This is a genomic window from Bisbaumannia pacifica (assembly GCF_007989625.1).
Taxonomy (GTDB): Bacteria; Pseudomonadota; Gammaproteobacteria; order Pseudomonadales; family Halomonadaceae; genus Bisbaumannia; species Bisbaumannia pacifica.
In genome coordinates, this window is sequence record NZ_BJUK01000053.1 from 1 (window position 1) to 20254 (window position 20254).

Annotated in this window: 16 protein-coding genes and 1 pseudogene; 3 read left to right on the top strand and 14 right to left on the bottom strand. The window is 66.3% G+C overall.

Features of this window, described 5'->3' with window-relative positions; genetic code table 11:
* Window positions 1-596: pseudogene (locus HPA02_RS18280) on the top strand (hypothetical protein); the annotation flags it as partial.
* A gap of 170 nt (window positions 597-766) precedes the next feature.
* On the opposite strand, the gene HPA02_RS15880 reads toward HPA02_RS18280, so the two are convergent.
* The 7 genes from HPA02_RS15880 to HPA02_RS15910 all read right to left on the bottom strand — a co-directional run bounded on the left by HPA02_RS15880 (window position 767) and on the right by HPA02_RS15910 (window position 7995).
* Window positions 767-1768 (bottom strand): hypothetical protein, encoded by a 1002-nt coding sequence (locus HPA02_RS15880; RefSeq protein WP_146804187.1) that lies wholly within the window; start codon window positions 1766-1768, stop codon window positions 767-769.
* Window positions 1769-1915: 147 nt separating this feature from the next.
* On the bottom strand, window positions 1916-2914 hold the full coding sequence (locus tag HPA02_RS15885) for a porin (protein ID WP_146804188.1): 999 nt from the start codon (window positions 2912-2914) through the stop codon (window positions 1916-1918).
* A 390-nt stretch (window positions 2915-3304) separates the two neighbouring features.
* Window positions 3305-4273, bottom strand: a complete 969-nt coding sequence (locus tag HPA02_RS15890; protein ID WP_232341145.1) for a ProQ/FINO family protein — start codon at window positions 4271-4273, stop codon at window positions 3305-3307.
* Window positions 4274-4342: 69 nt separating this feature from the next.
* Window positions 4343-4861, bottom strand: a complete 519-nt coding sequence (locus tag HPA02_RS15895; RefSeq protein WP_146804189.1) for a dihydrofolate reductase — start codon at window positions 4859-4861, stop codon at window positions 4343-4345.
* Window positions 4858-5631, bottom strand: a complete 774-nt coding sequence (locus HPA02_RS15900) for a thymidylate synthase (RefSeq protein WP_232341148.1) — start codon at window positions 5629-5631, stop codon at window positions 4858-4860. Before HPA02_RS15900 ends, HPA02_RS15895 begins: the two co-directional genes overlap by 4 nt.
* A gap of 152 nt (window positions 5632-5783) precedes the next feature.
* Complete coding sequence (gene lgt, locus HPA02_RS15905) at window positions 5784-6563, bottom strand: prolipoprotein diacylglyceryl transferase (RefSeq protein ID WP_146804191.1); 780 nt, start codon at window positions 6561-6563, stop codon at window positions 5784-5786.
* A gap of 73 nt (window positions 6564-6636) precedes the next feature.
* Window positions 6637-7995 (bottom strand): response regulator, encoded by a 1359-nt coding sequence (locus tag HPA02_RS15910; protein ID WP_146804192.1) that lies wholly within the window; start codon window positions 7993-7995, stop codon window positions 6637-6639.
* A gap of 132 nt (window positions 7996-8127) precedes the next feature.
* On the opposite strand from HPA02_RS15910, the gene HPA02_RS15915 reads away from it, so the two are divergent.
* Window positions 8128-8907 (top strand): NRDE family protein, encoded by a 780-nt coding sequence (locus tag HPA02_RS15915; RefSeq protein ID WP_146804193.1) that lies wholly within the window; start codon window positions 8128-8130, stop codon window positions 8905-8907.
* Window positions 8908-8964: 57 nt separating this feature from the next.
* Here the strand turns inward: HPA02_RS15915 and ptsP are convergent, their stop codons facing one another.
* The 3 genes from ptsP to HPA02_RS15940 all read right to left on the bottom strand — a co-directional run bounded on the left by ptsP (window position 8965) and on the right by HPA02_RS15940 (window position 12971).
* The gene (gene ptsP, locus HPA02_RS15920; RefSeq protein ID WP_146804194.1) at window positions 8965-11226 is read right to left on the bottom strand and encodes a phosphoenolpyruvate--protein phosphotransferase; all 2262 of its coding nucleotides are present in this window, start codon (window positions 11224-11226) and stop codon (window positions 8965-8967) included.
* A gap of 56 nt (window positions 11227-11282) precedes the next feature.
* Entirely contained in the window at window positions 11283-11774 is a 492-nt protein-coding gene (locus tag HPA02_RS15925; protein ID WP_146804195.1) for an RNA pyrophosphohydrolase, read from the bottom strand.
* Between the two features lie 540 nt (window positions 11775-12314).
* Window positions 12315-12971, bottom strand: a complete 657-nt coding sequence (locus HPA02_RS15940; RefSeq protein ID WP_146804196.1) for a histidinol-phosphatase — start codon at window positions 12969-12971, stop codon at window positions 12315-12317.
* A 419-nt stretch (window positions 12972-13390) separates the two neighbouring features.
* Here HPA02_RS15940 and HPA02_RS15945 point away from each other — a divergent pair, with 419 nt between their 5' ends.
* Complete coding sequence (locus tag HPA02_RS15945) at window positions 13391-14788, top strand: FAD-dependent oxidoreductase (protein ID WP_146804197.1); 1398 nt, start codon at window positions 13391-13393, stop codon at window positions 14786-14788.
* A gap of 81 nt (window positions 14789-14869) precedes the next feature.
* Here the strand turns inward: HPA02_RS15945 and rsd are convergent, their stop codons facing one another.
* The 4 genes from rsd to HPA02_RS15965 form a co-directional block, all read right to left on the bottom strand.
* Window positions 14870-15373 (bottom strand): sigma D regulator, encoded by a 504-nt coding sequence (gene rsd / locus HPA02_RS15950; RefSeq protein WP_146804201.1) that lies wholly within the window; start codon window positions 15371-15373, stop codon window positions 14870-14872.
* 106 nt (window positions 15374-15479) lie between these two features.
* A complete protein-coding gene (locus HPA02_RS15955; protein WP_146804198.1) occupies window positions 15480-15995 on the bottom strand; it encodes a disulfide bond formation protein B in 516 nt (171 codons plus the stop codon).
* 58 nt (window positions 15996-16053) lie between these two features.
* Complete coding sequence (gene gshA / locus HPA02_RS15960) at window positions 16054-17673, bottom strand: glutamate--cysteine ligase (RefSeq protein WP_244945947.1); 1620 nt, start codon at window positions 17671-17673, stop codon at window positions 16054-16056.
* 65 nt (window positions 17674-17738) lie between these two features.
* Window positions 17739-20090 carry a Tex family protein gene (locus HPA02_RS15965; RefSeq protein ID WP_146804199.1) on the bottom strand — a complete coding sequence of 784 codons (2352 nt, stop codon included), beginning with the start codon at window positions 20088-20090 and terminating at the stop codon, window positions 17739-17741.
* Window positions 20091-20254: the final 164 nt, after the last annotated feature.

Consider the following 20254-nt stretch of genomic DNA (forward strand, 5'->3'; position numbering starts at 1 on the left):
GCTCCCCCACCGCGGACGATACCAAGAGCCAGCTGCCGGACCTGACCCTGCGTTATCAGGGCAGCATCGATGGCTTCAACTATGGCGCCTCCGCCGTGCTGCGCCACCTGGAGTACGACACCACCGGCACCACCGATAGCGGCAAGGACAGCGCCTTCGGCTGGGGCCTGAACCTCGAGGCCAGCGCCCAGGTGGCCGAGGGCGTGACCCTGCGCGGCTCCCTGACCCATGGCGACGGCATCGGCGGCTACCTGGAGGGCACTCCGGCGGCCCCGGCCTATCGGGACCCGGTCAGCGGCGAGCTGGAAACCATCAGCGCCACCGGCGGCACCCTGGGCATCACCGCCGCCGCCGGTCCCGGCAATGTCACCCTGGGCTATGGTGTGGCCCAGGCCGACCTGGACGAGGCGGTCGCCGCCGGCGCCCTGGCTGGCGACGCCAACGAGACCTTCGAGGTGGTGCACCTGAACTATATCTGGTCGCCGATCCGCAACGTCACCTACGGCATCGAGGCGGGCTATCACAGCCGCGAGGTGGTGGATGGTCGCGACGGCGATGCCCTGCGCCTGCAGGGCATGGTGCAGTACAGCTTCTAAGCCCGCGGGCCGAAAAGGCCCCCTTACGGCTTCGCCTGCTTTCGATCTTGCCCCGGCCATTGATGGTCGGGGCTCTTTATTGCGCCCCGAACAGGGTAGTGCGCCCAAAACAGGACGGCGGGCCCAGTGGGCCCGCCGTCCTGCTTACTGCGGCGAGAAGCGCGGCGCGACTAGTCGAGCAGTCGCACCCGCAGTTCGTAGTTATTGACCCCGGTCATGCCGGAGCCGAACTTCTGGCCCTGGACGCGAATCCGGTATTGGCCCGCGGGCAACCGCGGCTCGATGGCCACATCGCCGTCGAAGCCCTGGCCGGCGCCCTCGGCCACCACACTCCCCTGGCCGTCCACCACCTCGAGTTCGATACGGTAGGTGTTCTCGTAGCCCGGCGGATAGGTGGAGGTGGCGATGGCCACCTGGCCCGCCTCGGCCATCTCGAAGCTCATCACCTCGCCCCGAGCGCGGATCCGCACATCGGTGACCAGTTCGCGAACCTCGGGCTCCACGGACTCGGCGGCCGCCTGGTGCTCGGCGGACTCCGCAACGGCCGCCTCGGCGCCGGCACTCGCCGTCTCGACGACCTGACTACTGGCGCTAGCCGCCTCGGCCGTGGCTGCCGCGCCGGCGCCCAAACGCACCGAGCGCTCGCTAGTGCGTACAAAGGCCTCACCACTCCCCTCGCGACCGCTAAAGAGGACGCCGCCGTCGCCGGCGGCGACGCTGACCCCTTCGAGGCCATTGACGGTCAGGTAGAAGCCACGGGCGCCCTGGCCGCGGGCGCCGAACTTCTGGCCCTCGACCCGCAGGCGATACTCCCCCGGACTAAGCGCCTGACGCAGTGCCAGGGCCTCACCACGGCCCTCGAAGCGGGCCAGCACGGCGCCCTCGCTATCGAGCAACGCCAGGCGTAACCGATAATTGGGCTCGTAGTCTCCCGCCAGCTCGCTGCGCAGCTCGTAGGTGCCCGCCTCGGTGACCTCGAAGGCGTGCTCCTGCTCGCTGCCGAAGTTGAAGGTACGGCTACGGGCGTCGCTCTCGGCGTTAAAGAAGCCGGTGAGGTCGAGCTGACGCCCCTCCTCGCGGAAGCGCTGCTCCATGGTGCTCTGGGCCAGGGCCGACTCACCGACGGCGAGCCCCGTTACCACCAGGGCCACCGCTATCTTGGAAACGTTCATGGGACTCCTTGTTGCTGACGATCGGAACCACTCTCCTGTGCCAGCGAGATTAGCATGCCGGCCGGGCATCCCGAAAAAAAAGCCGACCCCTGGGGGTCGGCTTTCGATTGTTCGATCAGGCATTCTGACTAATGTCAGAATGCTGATTTAGAACAGGTAGGTCACACCCACGGCCACGCCGTCGCCCACGTCTTGAGCGTTGTCGTACCAGGCAGCCTCGGCCCAGGTGTACATGGCGTCGGACAGGTTGTAGGTGGCACCGACCACGAACTCATCGCGCTCGTCGGCTTCCAGGTCGTCGTCGACGCGCTGGTAGGCGCCGTAGACGTCGCCCACGCCGTAGCCATAACGGGCACTCAGGGCATACAGATCGGCATCGGTGTTGGCCATGTCGCCATCGAAGTGCTCGACCTTGGCGGCCAGGCGCAGGGAATCGATGGTGTACTGGGCGGTCAGGCCATACTGATCGCCGAACTGGCCATTGTTCTGGTAAGCGTCGGCGTAGTTGTCCAGGTTGTCGTAGACGGCAGCCACGGAGAAGGCGCCCACGGTATAGCGCGCGCCACCGAAGAAGGAGGCATTACCGGAATCGGTGACGTTCTCGCTCTCGGCCTCACCCTTGTACTGGGTACCCAGGGCGAACTGGAAGCCGCCAAAGGACGGAGAAGTGTAGGTAAACTTATCGGTTTCATTGATACCACCGACGCCACGCTGGCTGCTGGAGTCGTTGACATCGAAGAACTCGTTATTGGTGATCGGATCCTGGATCCAGTCGTCGATCAGGGCATCGTAGGAGCCGAGGCGAGCGTCACCGAAGTCGCCACGCAGACCGACATAGGCTTGGTCACCAGAGTCACGACCCGCTGTCTTAATCTCGTCTGCCTTGAAGTCGTCAAATTCGAGCTTCAGGTAGCCGGTCAGGCCCGGGTTGATCACGTGCTCGGCGGCGAAGCCGAAGGTAGAACCGTTGTCGGCTAGCTCATCCACGCTGTTATTACCAGCATCGACGCTGTAGTAGGCCAGCTGAATATTACCGTAGATATCCAGCTTGGTGCCGTCTTGGTTGTAGACGGTGGCGGCCTGAGCGGAAGCGGCGGAGAGGCCCATGGCGCCGGCGATGGCAGTCGCTAACAGAGTCTTTTTCATCTCGATATGTCCTTACTAGCTTACTGTTTCGATCGTTACTGCATAGTGCAGTCGGCTTTCCCGGCGCCTCACGAGAGCCCGTTCCTCGAGCTCGCCGTGCCGGCTACCTGAGCAAGCCTTGTTATAGTCCAATGCTCGCAGGAAGAACCTTATACCGGGAATTTGGAGAACGCAACAAGAAAAAAACACTGTTTTCCTATCGCTGCTTCCCGTATCGAGGAACTTAACCCGCTATCACACGGTCCCTGCGCACCCGGCCCATCATAGCCTGCCGGAGCCACATGACAAGCCCATGACGCTCAACGCTGTATTAGTCAGGAATGCACGAGGGTGCGACCCAGGGTCGCACCCTCGTGACAGGAGAGAAAGCGGGGGAAAAGAGCAGACAGCTTAGCGATTATGCTTGGCCAGCAGCGCATCCAGCTTGCTGGCCAGACGCGCCTGGGGATCGGTCTGCTCGGCGACCAAGGGACGCGGTCGGCCGCCATCGTCGCCCTGCCCCTGGCGCCCGCCGGAGGGGGCGGCCTGGCACGATGCCTTGGCCGCCTTGGGTGACGCCTTGCTAGTGGTGGACTTACCGGTCGCGGGCTTGCCCCGGCCGCGGCGCTCCTTGTGAAAGGCCTCCAACTGGCGATGGGCATAACGCGCCTCGCCTTCGGTGACCTCGCCGGCACGCTCCCCGTCGAGCCCCACCCGCTGGGCACCGGCACGCACCGCCTTGAGGTAGCGCGGCAGGTGCACATAACAGGCCAGCGCCCGGCGCACCAGCTTCTCCGGCCAGGGCTCCCGAACCAGCAGCTCCTCATGGATGCCCACCTTGAGTGGGCGGGTATGGCCCTTGAAGAAGGCCTGGGGATAGCGGCGATACCACTCGGCCAACAGCGCCTGGGGCGAGGGCGGCGCGTCGATGGGGAGGGATTCCTGAGGAGAAGGCGATTCCTGGGAAGAGAGCGATTCCTGGGAAGCGAGCGGCGACTCCTGGGGAGAAGACGACTCCTGAGAAGCAAGCGGCGACTCCTGGAGAGAACGCGACACCTGGGAAAAAAGCGGCTCTCGAGAAGCAGGCGACTCCTGAGCAGGAAGCGATTCCTGGGAAGCCGACGGCTCCCCGCCAGCGGCGGCCTCCTGCCCGCGCGGACGCCGCCCGATCAGGGCCGCCAGTCCCTGACTGCGGGGCACGCTCGTTTCCGGGTGCTCCGCCTCGAGGCGACGGCGCAGGGCCAGGTTATCCGCCTCCAGGCGGCGATTGCGCGCCTCCAGCTCGGCGACCCGCCGCCGCGCCTCGCTCAACTCGTCGAGCCGGCGCTCGATCTGGCCCTCAAGCGCCGCCAGCAGGTGTCGATTCGCTTCGCTGCTCAAGACGTCCCCTCCCTCGCTACCATGCCTTCGCCAAGTCTGTGCCAGCCACGGCACGATGGCAACTGCCGCTCAACGGCGCCGATAAGCCACGAAATGGTAGCTCGGCTGGCCCTCGGGCGGCGTTCCCGCGACGCGTTGCGCCTCCTCCCAGTCCGCCTCGGAGAGCTCGGGGAAATAGGCATCCCCCTCCAGGCTCAGGTCCACCTCGGTCAGGTAGAGCCGGCTGGCCCAAGGCAGCGCCTGACGATAGATCTCGCCACCGCCCATCACCATGACCTCCTCGGCGTCGTCGATTCGCGCCTGCTGCTCGGCGAGATCCAGGGCACTGGCCAGGTCATGACAGACGCGTATCCCGGGATGGGCGAAATCGACATCCCGGGTCACCACGATATTGAGCCGCCCCGGCAGCGGCTTGCCGATGGACTGGAAGGTCTTGCGTCCCATCACCAGGGGCTTGCCCTGGGTCATGCGCTTGAAGAACTTGAGATCCTCGGGCAGATACCAGGGGAGCCGGTTATCCACGCCGATCACCCGATTGGAGGAGAGGGCGGCGATCATCGCCACCGGCACTCGAGAATCGCCACTCATACCGCCACCTCCGCCTTGATATGGGGATGCGCCTCATAGCCCTCGATACGAATATCCTCGAAGCGGAAGGCGAAGAGGTCCTCGACCTCGGGGTTGAGCCATAGCCGAGGGGCGGCCAGGGGCGCGCGAGTCAACTGCCGCTCGGCCTGCTCCAGATGGTTGAGGTAGAGGTGGGCGTCCCCGAGGGTATGAATAAACTCCCCGGGCTTCAGGCCGCAGACCTGGGCGACCATCCGGGTCAGTAGCGCGTAGCTGGCGATATTGAAGGGCACGCCCAGGAAGATATCGGCACTGCGCTGATAGAGCTGGCAGGAGAGCCGACCCTCAGCCACATAGAACTGGAAGAGCGCATGACAGGGCGGCAGCGCCATCTCGTCCACCTGGGCCGGGTTCCAGGCGGAGACGATCAGTCGCCGGGAGTCCGGGTTGGCGCGAATCTGCTCCACCACCTTGGCGATCTGATCCACCGAGCCCCCCCGGGGATCGGGCCAGCTACGCCACTGGTAACCGTAGACCGGCCCCAGCTCGCCATCGGCATCGGCCCACTCGTCCCAGATGCGCACCCCATTCTCCTTGAGGTAGGCGATATTGGTATCGCCGGCCAGGAACCACAGCAGTTCGTGGACGATCGAGCGCAGATGGAGCTTCTTGGTGGTCAGCAGGGGGAAGCCCCGGGCCAGGTCGAAACGCATCTGGTGGCCGAACAGGGAGCGGGTGCCCACCCCGGTGCGGTCGTGCTTCTCTACGCCAAGGTCGAGCACCTGGCGCATCAGATCGAGGTAGGGCTGCTCCAGGGCAGCGTCGTGCGAAGCGGTCTCGAGGGTCACGGCGATTCCGACGGTCAAGAAATGATGCGCGCTATTCTACACGCGCCGGAGAAACGTTGGGAGACGCCTCCCCGGCTCGCCTTCTCACCTCCCAATCATGGCGTCGGCTGGCGCCGCGACCAGAGCATCAGTCCCACCCCGGCGAGGATCATCGGTAGCGTCAGCAGCATGCCCTTGGTGACCCAGCCGAAGGCGATATAGCCGATATGCGCATCGGGCAGGCGCACGAACTCCACGCTGACGCGAAAGACGCCGTAGAGCACCAGGAAGAGCCCCGAGATCAGCCCACGGGCTCGGGGCTTGGCGGAGACCCACCACAGCACCACGAAGAGCACCAGGCCTTCCAGGGCCGCCTCGTAGAGTGCCGAGGGGTGCCGCGGCTCGGGCCCCATGCCGGGAAAGGGCATGCCCCAGGGCAGGGTCGTGATGCGCCCGGGCAGCTCGGCATTGATAAAGTTGCCGAGGCGTCCGGCGCCCAGGCCAATAGGCACCAGGGGCGCGACGAAATCAGTGAGGGTAAAGAAGGCCAGGCCTTTCTTGCGGGCAAACCAGAGTGCCGCCAGCAGCACCCCGATCAGCCCCCCGTGGAAGCTCATGCCGCCATCCCAGACCTGGACGATCCACAGCGGATTCTCCAGCAGTCGATCCATGCCATAGAAGAGCACATAACCGAGGCGACCGCCCAGCACCACGCCCAGGGCGGCATAGAAGATCAGGTCACCGATATCGTCCCGGGTCAGCCCCAGGCGGGAGGCGCGGCGGCAGCCCAGCCACCAGGCGGCCACGAAGCCGACCACATACATCAGCCCATACCAGTGGATGGCCAGGGGGCCCAGGGAGATGGCCACCGGATCGATGGCGGGATAGTTCAACATGCGGAGTCCTATTCAACGGATCAACGGGCGAGGGAAAAGGGTGGACAGCGTGGGGAGCCAGCCGTTCCTGGCGTTATGAGACCGAGCGCTGGGCACTGGTCGGCAGCCAGCGGCGCACTAGCTCGATCAGGGTGTGGGGGCGGTAGGGCTTGGCCAGGTAGTCGTCCATGCCGGCCTCGCGAAATTCCCGACGATCCGCCTCGCTGGCATTGGCGGTCAGGGCCACCAGGATACTGCGCGGTTCGTCGTGATGCGCCTCATGCGCTCGCCAGCGGCGCGTCGCCTCCAGACCGTCCGGACCGGGCATATAAATATCCATCAACACCAGGTCGAAATGCTGCTCGCGCTGCAGGGCCAGGGCCTCTTCTCCCCCTGGGGCCGTGACCACCCGCATCCCCTCGCTCTCCAGCACCTGACGCGCCAGCATCACGTTGACCGGACCATCGTCGACGATCAGCACTCGCGGCGATGACGCCGACTCCTGCGACGTGGCCGCCTCATCGGACGAAGAGGAACCATCCACCAGGCTGGCCAGCAGATCGGCGAGCCCCTGGAGGCGCGACTCCAGCATGGACGCCTCGTCGTGTGCCGCCCCCGGGGCGTCCTGCACGGCCTCCAGCAGGGGGACAAGCTCCTGCTGCAGCAACTTCAGATAGCCCGCCTGCAGGCTGGCTTCCTGGCGGGCTCGATCCCGCGCCTGGGTCAGCTGGTTCAGGCTCTGGCGCTGTTCATCCAGGTCCTCCAGCAACCCCAGGCTGAAGCCCTGCGCATCCTCCAGGCGCAACAGGCGAAACTCCTGCCAGCCCCCCTTGGCCAGGGGCAGCCGCACGCAGACATCCGGCGTCTGGGTATCGGCATGGCGCAGCACATAGCCGAGCTCCAGCCCCTCCAGGGCACTGCGCGGCCGACCGAGCAGCTGCTCCAGGGGACGGTTGACCTCGAGCAGGACCCCCTCGTGGGCCAGGAAGGCGGGGCGAGGCAGGGAATCCAGCATGGCCTCGAGCTGCGGCCGCTGGGCGAGGCGCTCGAGCAGCGACTGCAGGCTCTCCAGCAATCCCCGAAGGCGCTGTTCGACGCCCTCCTCGGGGTCCCGGGGGGGTAGCAGGCGATGATGCTTCAGACGCGGCGGCAGGCTACTGTAGAGATCCCGCAAGGCGTTCTCGAGTTGATCGCAGGGCGCCTCGAAGCCCAGCTCCCACTGGTAGAAACGCCGCTGAAGGAGCAGCAGGAAGGTGGCGAGCACCAGGGCAGACCCCGCTAGCAATCCGGCTACCGGCAACAGCAGCAGCCCCGGGCCACCCTCACCGCGCCATACCAGCAGCCCGGCCAGCAAACACACCAGTAAGAGCCCCAGCTCGGCCACCAGGCAGGGCCCGAGCGCCGGCCAGACCAGGCGCTTCCAGAGCACTCCCTTGCCAGAATCGAGTCGCATCCCTACCCCTGTCGTCATTAACCCATGCTCAGAGTTTACTGTTCACACCCCGAGCTGTCATGAAAGCCCCATACACTGCCCGGCACCGCCTCGGGCTTCCACGCCACCGGTCTCGAGGATAAGCTAGCGGCCATGTGCCTGATCGCCTTCGCCTACCAGCCCGACGCCCCCCACTGGTTGCACCTGGTGGCCAATCGGGACGAATTCCATGCCCGCCCCAGCGCCGCCCTGGGTGACTGGCCCGACGCCCCGCGAATCCTCGGGGGGCGTGACCTGGAGGCCGGTGGCTCCTGGCTGGCCCTGCATCGTCGCGGCCGCCTGGCCACGGTCACCAATGTCCGCGACCCGGCCCTGGTAGTACCCCAGCGGGCACCCAGCCGCGGCGAGCTGGTTCGCCAGGCCCTGAGCTGCGATGACCTCGAAGCCTGGCTGGCGCAACTGGCCGCCGGCGAGGCGTGGCGCTATGCCGGCTTCAACCTGCTGGTGGCCGATGAGGCCCGCCGCCTCTGGCATGTTCACCGTAGCCGCCATGCCCTGACCCTGCAACGCGTCGCCCCCGGCTTGCACGGTCTTTCCAATGCCGACCTCGACACCCCCTGGCCCAAACTGCAGGCCAGCCGCGAGGGCCTGGGCATTAGCCTGGCGCATGGCGACTGGCCCGACGCCGCCCTTGCCGCCATGGGCAACGATCGGGAATACCACGACGCCACCCGCCTGCCCGATACCGGCGTCGGTCGTGAACTGGAACGACGCCTCTCCGCCGCCTTTATCCGCGGCGACACCTATGGCACCCGGGCTACCACCTGGCTGCGCTGGCACCGGGACGAGGGCGTGGAGATCGCCGAGCGACGCTTCGGCCCAGGGGGACACCGGGAGGGCGAGACCCACCGCACCCTGAGGCCGAGCCCCTGAACCATCAAGAATATCGGCCGCCAGGTCGAGAGCTTGAGAGTCACCGAGACCTCGGCGTCAATCCTGCGGGGGCAACAGATGCATCAACTGCCAGGCCTCCAGGCGCCGATTGAGCAGGCCGCGCACCTCGGCGGGGCTACCGAGCCTCAGGGTCTCGGCGACCAAGGCCTGGGCATCCGCCAGGGGCACGCGGCGAATGGCGGCACGCACGCGAGGCAGGCTGGGGGCATTCATGGACAGCACCTCGAAGCCCATGCCCATCAGCAGCAGGGCCCCGGCCGGATCGCCGGCCAGCTCGCCGCATACCGAGGTAGGCATACCCAGCGCCGCGGCCTCCTCGGCCAGTCGCGCCAAGGCCACCAACACCGCCGGATGGCAAGCATCATAGAGGTCGGCGACGCGCGGGTTGTTGCGATCCACCGCCAACAGGTACTGGGTCAGGTCATTGCTGCCCACCGAGAAGAAGTCGACCCGTTCGGCCAGGGCCCCCAACTGATAGAGGGTGGCGGGAACCTCGATCATCACCCCCACCCGCGGCCGGGGCACCGCCACCCCCTCCTCCGCCAGCTCGGCGCGGGCGCGGTCGAGCAGGCGCAGGGCGTCGTCCACCTCGTCCACATTGGTGATCATCGGCAGCAGGATCTGCAGGTTATCGAGATCCTGGGAGGCGCGCAGCATGGCCCGCAGCTGGACCATCAACACCTCGGGGTGATCCAGGGTCACGCGAATCCCCCGCCAACCGAGGAAGGGATTGGCCTCATCGATGGGGAAGTAGGGCAGGTCCTTGTCGCCGCCGATGTCCAGGGTGCGCATGACCACCGGCAGGGGGGCGAAGCTCTCGAGCTGTTCGCGGTAGAGCCGGGTCTGCTCCTGCTCCCCGGGGAAGCGCTCGGTGATCATAAAAGGCACTTCGGTACGATAGAGCCCGACCCCACCGATACGCGGCTTGAGGGAGGCCACCGCATCCACCGCCAGGCCGGTATTGACCATCAGCGCCATGGCGTGGCCGTCCGGCGTCTCGCTGGGCAGGTCCTGCTCGTGCTCCAGCACCTCGGTCAGGGCCTGCTCCTCGTCGATCAGCGTCTGGTAGTGGCTGCGCATCTCGGCCCCGGGGCGCACGATCAGTCGCCCGCGGTGGCCGTCCAACACCACCGGCGTGCCATTGAGCCGCGGCAGCGGCAGATCGACCATGCCCAGCACGGTAGGAATCCCCATGGCGCGAGCCAGGATCGCCACATGGGAGGTGCTGGAGCCGCGCACCGCCACTAGGCCGACGAGCTTATCCCGGGGCACCTCCCCCAGGCTCGCCACGCTGATCTCGTCACCCACCAGGATGGTGCGGGCCGGATAGGAGTCCGGTGTCTGAGGACTCTCCTCCTGCAGGTGGGCCAGCACCCGGCGCCCCAGGTCACGCACATCGGCGGCGCGCTCGCGCAGGTAATCGTCGTCGACCCGCTCCAGGTACTGCACATGCCGGCGCACCACGTCCGCCAGGGCCCCCGGGGCCCACTGCCCCTCGCGGATGCGCTTGACGACCTCCTGCCCCAGGGCGGCATCGCTAAGCATCTGCTGATAGACCTCGAACAGCGCCAACTCCTGGGCGCTGATGCGGCTGGCCAGGCGCTCGCCGGTGGCACGGATCTCGTCGCGTACCCGATAGATGGCGTCCTGCAGACGCTTGATTTCGTATTCGGTATCGGTGGGAATCAGGTCGGGAACGCTGTCCAGGTCGGCGGGAGGCATGATCACCCGGGCCTCGCCGATGGCCATTCCCGGCGAGGCGGCCACCCCGGTAAAGACCGCCTGACCATCGGCCCGGGTGGGGCGACTCAGGGTACCGGTCACCAGGGCATGGGCCAGCACCCCGGCCAACTGAGCGGCCATGGTCACCAGGAAGGCCTCGTCGCCTTCGTCGTAACGGCGCTTGTCCTGCTGCTGGACCACCAGCACGCCGAGCATGCGACGCTGATGGATAATCGGCACGCCGAGGAAGCTGGAGAAGCGCTCCTCGCCGGTCTCCTCGAAATAGCGGTAGGCGGGGTGGGCCGGCGCATCCTCGAGATTGAGGGGTTCCTCCCGCTGGCCGACCAGGCCGACCAGGCCCTCCCCCAGGCGCAGGGTCACGTGCCCCACCGCCTGGGTGCGCAGGCCGATGGTCTCCATCAGCACCAGGCACTCCTGCTCCGTATCATAGAGATAGAAAGAGCAGACGTCGGTGCGCATGGCCTTGCGGATACGACGCACCATGGTGGCCAGGGCCGCATCCAGGCTGCGAGCCCCATTGACCTCCTGAACGATGCGGCGAAGGACGTCGAGCATAGCGTATCTTCTTGTAATGATTGAAAGGGAGCCTCGTCGGCGCGGGTCCTCCGGCGCTACTCCCCCATCAGGGCCAGGCGCTGGGCGCGGGGCGCCAACTCACGCAGGGCTCGCCGGTACACCTCCCGCTTGAAGGGCACCACCTGCCCCAGCGGATACCAGTAGCTAACCCAACGCCAGCCGTCGAATTCCGGCTTGGGCGTTCCATCCATGCAGATCCGGCTGTCCTGACAACGCATTTTCAGCAGGAACCACTTCTGTTTCTGGCCGATACACACCGGCCGCGAATTCGTTCGTATCATGCGTCGTGGCAAGCGGTAGCGCAGCCACCCACGGGTACAGGCCAGCACCTCGACATCGGCCGCCGTCAGGCCGATTTCCTCTTCCAGTTCCCGATACAGGGCCTGTTGTGGAGTCTCGTTTGCCTTGATGCCTCCCTGGGGAAACTGCCACGCATTCTGTCCTACCCGACGCGCCCAAAGCAGCTGGCCCTGGCGGTTGACAATGATAATGCCAACGTTGGGCCGAAAGCCGTCAGCGTCGATCACGGACATCACCTTATAAATTCACTATGGCAGCCATTCTTCCACAAAGCCGGAAAGCGCTTCAATAAGGCATTTGCGGGGGGCGCAAGCCGCGGTCGCATCGGCGCAAGCCCCCGGGGCAGGCCTGGCCGGGGAGATCGACAGGAAAGTCACGAAAGACGCGGGCCACCAGAGTGGCGGCCCAGCGTTGCTCGAAGGCAAATCGTTAGGGTCGTTTCGGTGATGCCGAAAACCCGGCAGCCATCACTCCCCCAGGCTGATAATCCGCCAGCCGCGACGCTCGGCTTCGGCGCACAGGGTCTCGTCCGGATCCACCACCACCGGGTGCTCGACCTTCTCCAACAGCGGCAGGTCGTTGTGGCCGACTCAAGAGCCTATAGAACCCGGCAGCCATCACTCCCGCAGGCTGACAATCCGCCAGCCGCGGCGCTCCGCTTCGGCGCGCAGGGTCTCGTCCGGATCCACCACCACCGGGTGCTCGACCTTCTCCAGCAGCGGCAGATCGTTGCGGCCGACTCAAGAGCCTATAGAACCCGGCAGCCATCACTCCCGCAGGCTGATAATCCGCCAGCCGCGACGCTCGGCTTCGGCGCGCAGGGTCTCGTCCGGATCCACCACCACCGGGTGCTCGACCTTCTCCAACAGCGGCAGGTCGTTGTGTGAATCGCTATAGAACCAGGCGTCCTCGAGGCCGAACTCCTTGTCCTCGAGCCAGGCCTCCAGGCGCACCACCTTACCTTCGCGATAGCTGGGCACGCCGGAGACCTTACCGGTATAGCGGCCATCGACCACCTCCGGCTCCACGGCGATCAGCTCATCCACCCCCAGCCGCTCGGCGATGGGCCCGGTGATAAAGCGATTGGTGGCGGTAATAATCAGCAGGGTATCGCCCCGGGAGCGATGGCGGGCCAGCAGCTCCTCCCCCTTGGGCAGGATATGCGGCTCGATCTTGCTGGCCATGAACTGCTGATGCCAGGCCGCCAATTGCTCCGGGGTATTCTCGGCCAGGGGGCGCAGCGCCACCTCCAGGAAGGCCGCCATGTCCAGGGTGCCGTTCTCGTAATCACGCAGGAAACGGTCATTGGCCTCGCGGTAGCTGACCGGGTCCACGGCCCCTTGCTCCAGCAGAAACTCGCCCCAGGCATGGTCGCTGTCGATGCTCAGCAGGGTGTTGTCGAGGTCGAAGATGGCCAGGCTCACTGCGTTCCCCTCTCAGTCGGCGCCAAGACGCCGCGGTTGGTGGTCGAAAAGCCCACGATTATGGCAGAGATCCCCCGGCGGGGGGAGCCGCCGCCCCGGTTCGGCCGCGATAGCCGGCATCAGGCATAGCCCATACAAAAGTTTTATATTGCGCCGCACAAACCGCACCACGACCTTATGACAGAAATAAGTCACTGATACTAAAGGAAGAATAGGCCAACTCTAAGCCAAAGCTTTTCCTTATGCCCAGCATAACTCCCATAAAGTCTAGCTTTGGCATGGATTCTCTTTGCCGCCAAAATGGCTATAATGCCTGCATCGATTCATCGAGCCTGCCGATGGCCAACCTAGGCGGCAGGCCAGGGCCTCCGGGCAATCCCTGGAGGGTGACTCCCGCACCAGGCAAGCGAGAACCTCCCATGTCCACACCGACCTATGACGTTCTGATCGTGGGTGGCGGCGTCTCCGGCACCGCCCTCCTCTACGAGCTGGCGCGCTATACCGACCTCAAGGCCCTGGGCCTGGTCGAGAAGTACGACCACGTGGCCATCGTCAATTCCCATGGCCGCAACAATAGCCAGACGATCCACTGTGGCGATATCGAGACCAACTACACCCTCGAGAAGGCCAAGGTCACCAAGCGCACCGCTGGCATGGTGGTCAACTTCGCCACCAAGCTGGCCCCCGAGCAGCGCGACAAGATCGTCTACAAGTACCCGAAGATGGTGCTGGGCGTGGGCGAGACCGAGTGCGACTTCCTGCGTCAGCGCTTCACCAAGTTCCAGGAGCTCTTCCCCAAGATGCGTCTGCTCGAGCGCGACGACATTGCCGAACTGGAGCCCAAGCTGGTGGAGGGGCGCCGCCCGGAGGAGCCCATCGTGGCCATGGGCTCCACCGACGAATACACCGCCGTGAACTACACCACCCTCTCCGAGGCCTTCGTGGAGCAGGCTCAGCAGAGTGCCCAGGAGAAGGGCATGGCCTGCGACGTGCATCTCTCCACCGCGGTGGAGTCGATCACCCAGGGCGAGGACAAGCTGTTCCGGGTCAAGACCCCCAACAAGGGCACCCTCACCGCCCGCTACGTGGTGGTCAGCGCCGGCGGCCACTCGCTGCTATTCGCCCACAAGATGGGCTACGGCCTGGACAAGTCTTGCCTGCCCATGGCCGGCTCCTTCTACTTCACGCCCCAGGTGCTCAACGGCAAGGTCTACACCGTTCAGAACGAGAACCTGCCCTTCGCTGCGGTGCATGGCGACCCGGACGTGCTGGTGGAAGGCAAGACCCGCTTCGGCCCCACCGCCCTGATGCTGCCCCTGCTGGAGCGCTACAACGGCAAGACCTTCTTCGAGTTCCTCAAGGTGCTGCGCCTGGATCGCAACGTTATCAAGGCCCTCTGGGACCTGATGAAGGTGCGCGATATCCGTCGCTATATCTTCAAGAACTTCCTGTTCGAAGTGCCGCTGCTGCGCGAGCGCCTCTTCCTCAAGGACATCAAGAAGATCGTGCCCAGCCTCACCGCCCAGGACGTCTCCTTCGCCAAGGGCTTCGGCGGGGTGCGCCCGCAGCTGATCGACAAGGAGAAGCAGAAGCTGGTGATGGGCGAGGCCAAGATCAACCCGGGGACCGGCATCGTCTTCAATATGACGCCCTCCCCCGGCGGCACCAGCTGCCTGGGCAACGCCGAGAAGGATATGTACCTGGCCCAGGAATTCCTCGGCTTCAACGTCGACAAGGAAACCTTCGAGCGCGACCTGCTGACCGGCGAGATCCCCCTCACCGACCTGGAGCGCCCCGAGGCTCACTCCCTGATGTAAGCAGCACGCCCGCAAACGACGACGCCCCGGCCACTCGGCCGGGGCGTCGTCGTTCGAGGGAGTCGTCGCGCGGCGCGCCCCTCAGGGGGAGAGCCGCGCCGCGGCCTGGGAGGCAGGTGGCGGCGAGTGGGCGGCGTGCAGCCGCTCGATCAACTGGTCTTCCAGGGAGAAGCGCTCGCCGAGCCCCTTGGCCAGGCGGTCGAGCCAGGCCGGCAGCCGGGAGAGGTAGTGCTGGCAACGGCTGGGGGTGGAGAAGTCCTCGTCGAAGGCCAACACCAACTCGGTGGACATCTCCAAGCGCTGCAGCAGCTTGTCGGCCAGGGCCAGGGCGTCATGGTCGTGGAAGGCCGTGGCCTCCTCGCGCAGCTGGGGATAGATCTCGAAGTGGCCGGCGCTGATATAGTCCATCAGCAGCTCGCTGAAGGCATCGATCTGGGGCTTCTCCACCGCCTCCAGCTCGGCATCACAGGCCTCCTTGAGATCCATAAAGGTGACCAGCAGCTCACGGCGCTGGTCCAGCCAGCGATCGATCAGTCTATGCACCCCACCCCAGCGCTCCAGGGCCGTCTTGCACTCTTCCAGCATGGCTTGTCCCTCACGACTCATGGCTCGTCACCCAGACTCACCCGAGCGGGGACGGGTGTCAATGCCTTGCCGTGAAGACCGTCAACCAACGCCCGTTCGGTACCACTCAGGCACGCTTCAGGCCACACCACAGCAGGCCCAAGGGGACCAGGGCCAGCACCAGGAAGCCGAGCAGGGTCCAGCCCGGTAGGGAAACGCCCCACCACAGGACGTCGATCTCCGCGCACTCGCCGGAGCCGGAGAGCACCATGGAGAGCACGTCCTGAAGCGGCAACACCTCCAGCATATAATCGAGGCCAGGACCACAACTGGGCACCTGGTCCGCCGGCAGCGATTGCAGCCAGAGATGGCGGCCGGCCACGCCGATGCCGCCCAGCACCGCCAACAGCCCCAGGCCGCCATAGGCGAGTCGGCCACCGCGACCGATGGGGTTATGAAGCGCCGCCACCGCCAGCACCAGGGCCGCGGCCAGCACCGCCACCCGCTGGAAAATACATAGCGGACAGGGCTCCAGGCCCACCAGATGCTCCAGGCCCAGGGCCACCGCCAACATCAGCACACAGAACGCGAGCCCCGCCAGGCTCCAGCGGCGGGGACTCCAGGTCGAAAGGGTCGCCATCATCGGCTCTAGGTTCCTTTACCGGGGTAGGCGCCCCCGCGGCGCGGGGGCAAACGCAGGGTCAGACCACGGGGGTACCGCGGGGTTCACGGGCCCGGGTGAAATAGTGGTCCAGGAAGTCATCGAAGGATTCCGTATCGGCGGCCTCGAGCTCCTGCTGCTGGCGATGGGAGGTCTCGCCGAGCTCGGTGAAGAGCGCCTCCCGAGACGGGTCCATGGTCTCTTCACGCCACTGAGCCGCCTGCTCCCGGGCCAGCGCCAGGGTGGCCTCGACGAAGTCCTCCCCGCTGGACTCGAGCCGGGCCAGTAACTGCCCCGCCGGCGTCTGGGAAGGATCCCGCAGCCGCGGTGCCAGGGCCTCTAAGGCCTCGGCATGGGGCGAACCGCCCTCCTGGGCATCGAGCAGTTCGGCCACCTGGCCGAGCTCGGCGAAGATTTCCTCGGCCCGCGCCGCCAACTGACGCTCCACACCGTCGAGATGCAGCCGCGCCTCGGGGTCGCGGCCGCGCTCCACCACCAGGCGGCGATTGTCGTCCAGGTGGTCGCACTCGGCATCGTCGATCCAGGGACTCTCGGAGAGCAGGCACCAGAGCATAAAGGTGTCGAGGAAGCGCATCTGGGTGGCGTCGATGCCCAGCGGCAGGAAGGGGTTGAGGTCGAGGCAGCGAATCTCGATATATTCGACGCCGCGGGCCTCCAGGGCCTGGCTGGGGGTCTCGTCCTGCCAGGCGACTCGCTTGGGGCGGATATCGCTGTAGTACTCGTTCTCGATCTGCAGGATATTGGCATTGAGCTGCTGCCAGCCCTCTGCCGTCTTCACGCCCAGGGCCTCGTAGGCGGGCCAGGGGGTGGCGATGGCGTGGCGCAATGTGCCCACATAGTTGGAGAGCGAGTTGAAGCAGATCTTCAGTTGGGCCTGCACCTTGTTCTGGTAACCGAGGCCGGACATGCGCAGGCTGGTGGCATAGGGCGACAGCCGCGTCGCCGCGCCGTGGCGGCGCAACCCCAGCGCCTCGGGGGCCTCGCGACCGTCGAGGAAGCTCTCATCGAAGGCCGGCGAGGCGCCGAACAGGTACATCAGCAACCAGCTATGGCGACGGAACTGGCGAATCAGCCCGAAATAGCGACTGGAGCGGTAATCGCTCAGGGCCTGCTCCTCGATGCCATCGATCTCCCGCAGCTGCTGCCAGAGGGTATCGGGGAAGGAGAGGTTATAGTGCACCCCGGCGATGGCCTGCATGATGCGTCCATAGCGCACGTCCAGCCCCTTGCGGTAGACATGCTTCATGGTGCCCACGCTGGATGCCCCGTAGTCGGCGATGGGGATGCTGGCATTGCCCGCCAGCCGCGACGGCATGCTGGCCGGCCAAATCAGTTCGTCGCCGAGCTCGCGGTAGCTGAAGCGGTGGAGGTCGGCCAGGAAGTCCAGGGCATCCTCGGGGCGACAGGTGACCGGCGTGATGTACTCCAGCAGCGCCTCGGAGTAGTCGGTGGTGATATGCGGATGGGTCAACTTGGACCCCAGGCCCCGGGGATGCGGGGTCTGGGCAATACGCCCGTCGCCATCGACCCTCAGCCCTTCCTTCTCTACGCCGCGGCGAATACGCCCGATCAGCCCCTGCCGGGCCGGTCCCTTGAGCCGTCCGATGACGGTTGTGAGTTGCTCGGACAAGATCAACACCCCATATCATGGGAGGCGGCCGAGCCGCCTCGAATATCGTTGGCTAGGAGCCAGAGACTCTCAGCTTAGCCCTTGTCGCGGGCCTTCAGCAGGGCCGCCCCCAGGGCACCCATCGGCTGACTGTCGGCGCCGCTCGACTGGCGCCGCGGCTTGCCGCCACGCCCCTTGGCTCCCTGCCCCTTGCCGGCCGGGCGCTCGCCGCCACGACGCGGCGCGCCCTCCTCGTCGGGCTGGTCGTCGAGGCGCATGGAGAGGCCGATACGGGCGCGCGGAATGTCGACGCTCATCACCTTGACCTTGACGATATCGCCGGCCTTGACCACCGAGCGCGGGTCCTCGACGAACTTATCGGAGAGCGCCGAGATATGCACCAGGCCATCCTGGTGGACGCCGATATCGACGAAGGCACCGAAGTGGGTCACGTTGGTGACGCTGCCCTCGAGGATCATCCCCGGCTCCAGGTCCTTTAGGGTCTCGACCCCCTCGCGGAATTCGGCGGCCTTGAACTCGGGGCGCGGGTCGCGACCCGGCTTGTCCAGCTCCTTGAGGATATCGTTCACCGTGGGCACCCCGAAGCGCTCGTCGGCGAAGTCGGCGGGCCTGAGCGCCTTGAGGGTGGCGCTGTCACCGATCAGGCTGGTGACCTCGCGACCGCTCCGGTCGGCGATCCGCTCCACCAGGGGGTAGGCCTCCGGGTGCACGGCGCTACCATCGAGGGGGTTGTCGCCGTTCATGATGCGCAGGAAGCCGGCGCACTGCTCGAAGGTCTTGGGCCCCAGGCGACTGACGTCGAGGAGCTGCTTGCGGCTGGCGAAGGCACCCTCGGCGTTGCGCCGGGCGACGATATTCTCGGCGAGCGCCGCATTGAGCCCCGCCACCCGCGCCAGCAGGGCGCTGGAGGCGGTATTGAGGTCGACGCCCACGGCGTTGACGCAGTCCTCGATCACCGCCTCCAGGCTCTTGGAGAGCTGCAGCTGGGAGACATCGTGCTGGTACTGGCCCACGCCGATCGACTTGGGCTCGATCTTGACCAGCTCGGCCAGCGGGTCCTGCAGGCGCCGGGCGATGGAGACGGCGCCGCGAATGGTGACGTCCAGGTCGGGCAGCTCCCGGGCGGCATACTCCGAGGCGGAGTAGACCGAGGCACCGGCCTCGCTGACCATTACCTTGGCCAGGCGGCGCCCGCTCAGGCGCTTGACCAGCTCGCCGGCGAGCCTGTCGGTCTCGCGGCTGGCGGTGCCGTTACCCACGGCGATCAGCTCGACGTCGTGCTTCTCCACCAGCCTGGCCAGCTCGGCCAGCGAGGCGTCCCAGGCGTTGCGCGGGGCATGCGGGAAGATGGTGGCCTGCTCGAGAAACTGACCGGTGGCATCCACCACCGCCACCTTGCAGCCGGTGCGCAGGCCCGGGTCGATGGCCAGGGTGCTCTTGGGGCCCGCCGGGGCCGCCAGCAGCAGGTCCTTGAGGTTGGCGGCGAAGACCTCGATGGCGGCGAGCTCGGCGCTCTCGCGCAGCCGCCCCATCAGCTCGGTCTCCAGATGGGTGTAGAGCTTGACCCGCCAGGTCCAGCGCACCACCTCGGCGAGCCACTTGTCGGCGGCACGCCCCTCATCGCGAATCTCGAAGTGCCGGGCGATGGCGACCTGGGCCGGATGCAGCGGCGCCTCGTCCTCGCCGGGCAGCTTGAGGGCCAGGCTCAGCACCCCCTCGTTGCGACCGCGGAACATGGCCAGGGCACGGTGGGAGGGCACCTTGGCGAGGGGCTCATCATGTTCGAAGTAGTCGGAGAACTTGGCGCCCTCCTGCTCCTTGCCCTCCAGCACCCGGGCACTGAGCAGCCCCTCGTGCCAGAGCCGCTCGCGCAGCCGGCCGACCAGTTCGGCGTCCTCGGCGAAGCGCTCCATGAGGATCTGCTTGGCGCCATCGAGCGCCGCCTTGGCGTCCTCGATGGCCGGCGTCTCGCCCTCGGCGGGGCGCAGGTAGTGGGCGGCCTCGACCTGGGGATCGAGCCCGGGATTGGCCAGCAGGGCATCGGCCAACGGCTCCAGGCCCGCCTCCCGGGCGATCTGCGCCTTGGTGCGGCGCTTCTTGCGGTAGGGCAGGTAGAGGTCTTCCAGGCGCTGCTTGGTGTCGGCGGCGCGGATCAACCTGGCCAGATCGTCGGAGAGCTTGCCCTGCTCGTCGATGGCGGCCAGTACCGCCTCGCGGCGCTCCTCCAGCTCGCGCAGGTAGCGCAGGCGCTCGTCCAGTTCACGCAGCTGGGTATCGTCCAGGGCCCCGGTCACTTCCTTGCGGTAGCGGGCGATAAAAGGCACGGTGGCGCCGCCATCGAGCAGCTCCACGGTGGCCGCCACCTGTTGAGGGCGGACCGCGAGTTCCTCGGCGAGGCGGGCGATGATCTTGGCGTGTGCGTCCATGAAATCCTTGACGTTCCAGCGGCAAAAGATCGCGTCAAGGTATCATAATGGCGCCTAAGTCGGGAGCCTTGCCGCCTGGATCGTTAGGAAACTATCTTCACGACTCTTGCCCTGTGATCCTGCCTACCGCTGGGGTACGGAGCTACCCTGGGGGCAGGCACTCC

Coding starts and splice junctions, on each gene's coding strand:
- HPA02_RS15965 (WP_146804199.1), bottom strand. CDS start 20,090: ATGGACGCACACGCCAAGATCATCGCCCGCCTCGCCGAGGAACTCGCG.
- HPA02_RS15945 (WP_146804197.1), top strand. CDS start 13,391: ATGTCCACACCGACCTATGACGTTCTGATCGTGGGTGGCGGCGTCTCC.
- HPA02_RS15910 (WP_146804192.1), bottom strand. CDS start 7,995: ATGCGACTCGATTCTGGCAAGGGAGTGCTCTGGAAGCGCCTGGTCTGG.
- rsd (WP_146804201.1), bottom strand. CDS start 15,373: ATGCTGGAAGAGTGCAAGACGGCCCTGGAGCGCTGGGGTGGGGTGCAT.
- HPA02_RS15915 (WP_146804193.1), top strand. CDS start 8,128: ATGTGCCTGATCGCCTTCGCCTACCAGCCCGACGCCCCCCACTGGTTG.
- ptsP (WP_146804194.1), bottom strand. CDS start 11,226: ATGCTCGACGTCCTTCGCCGCATCGTTCAGGAGGTCAATGGGGCTCGC.
- HPA02_RS15900 (WP_232341148.1), bottom strand. CDS start 5,631: ATGCGCCAGGTGCTCGACCTTGGCGTAGAGAAGCACGACCGCACCGGG.
- HPA02_RS15895 (WP_146804189.1), bottom strand. CDS start 4,861: ATGAGTGGCGATTCTCGAGTGCCGGTGGCGATGATCGCCGCCCTCTCC.
- HPA02_RS15880 (WP_146804187.1), bottom strand. CDS start 1,768: ATGAACGTTTCCAAGATAGCGGTGGCCCTGGTGGTAACGGGGCTCGCC.
- lgt (WP_146804191.1), bottom strand. CDS start 6,563: ATGTTGAACTATCCCGCCATCGATCCGGTGGCCATCTCCCTGGGCCCC.
- HPA02_RS15885 (WP_146804188.1), bottom strand. CDS start 2,914: ATGAAAAAGACTCTGTTAGCGACTGCCATCGCCGGCGCCATGGGCCTC.
- HPA02_RS15955 (WP_146804198.1), bottom strand. CDS start 15,995: ATGATGGCGACCCTTTCGACCTGGAGTCCCCGCCGCTGGAGCCTGGCG.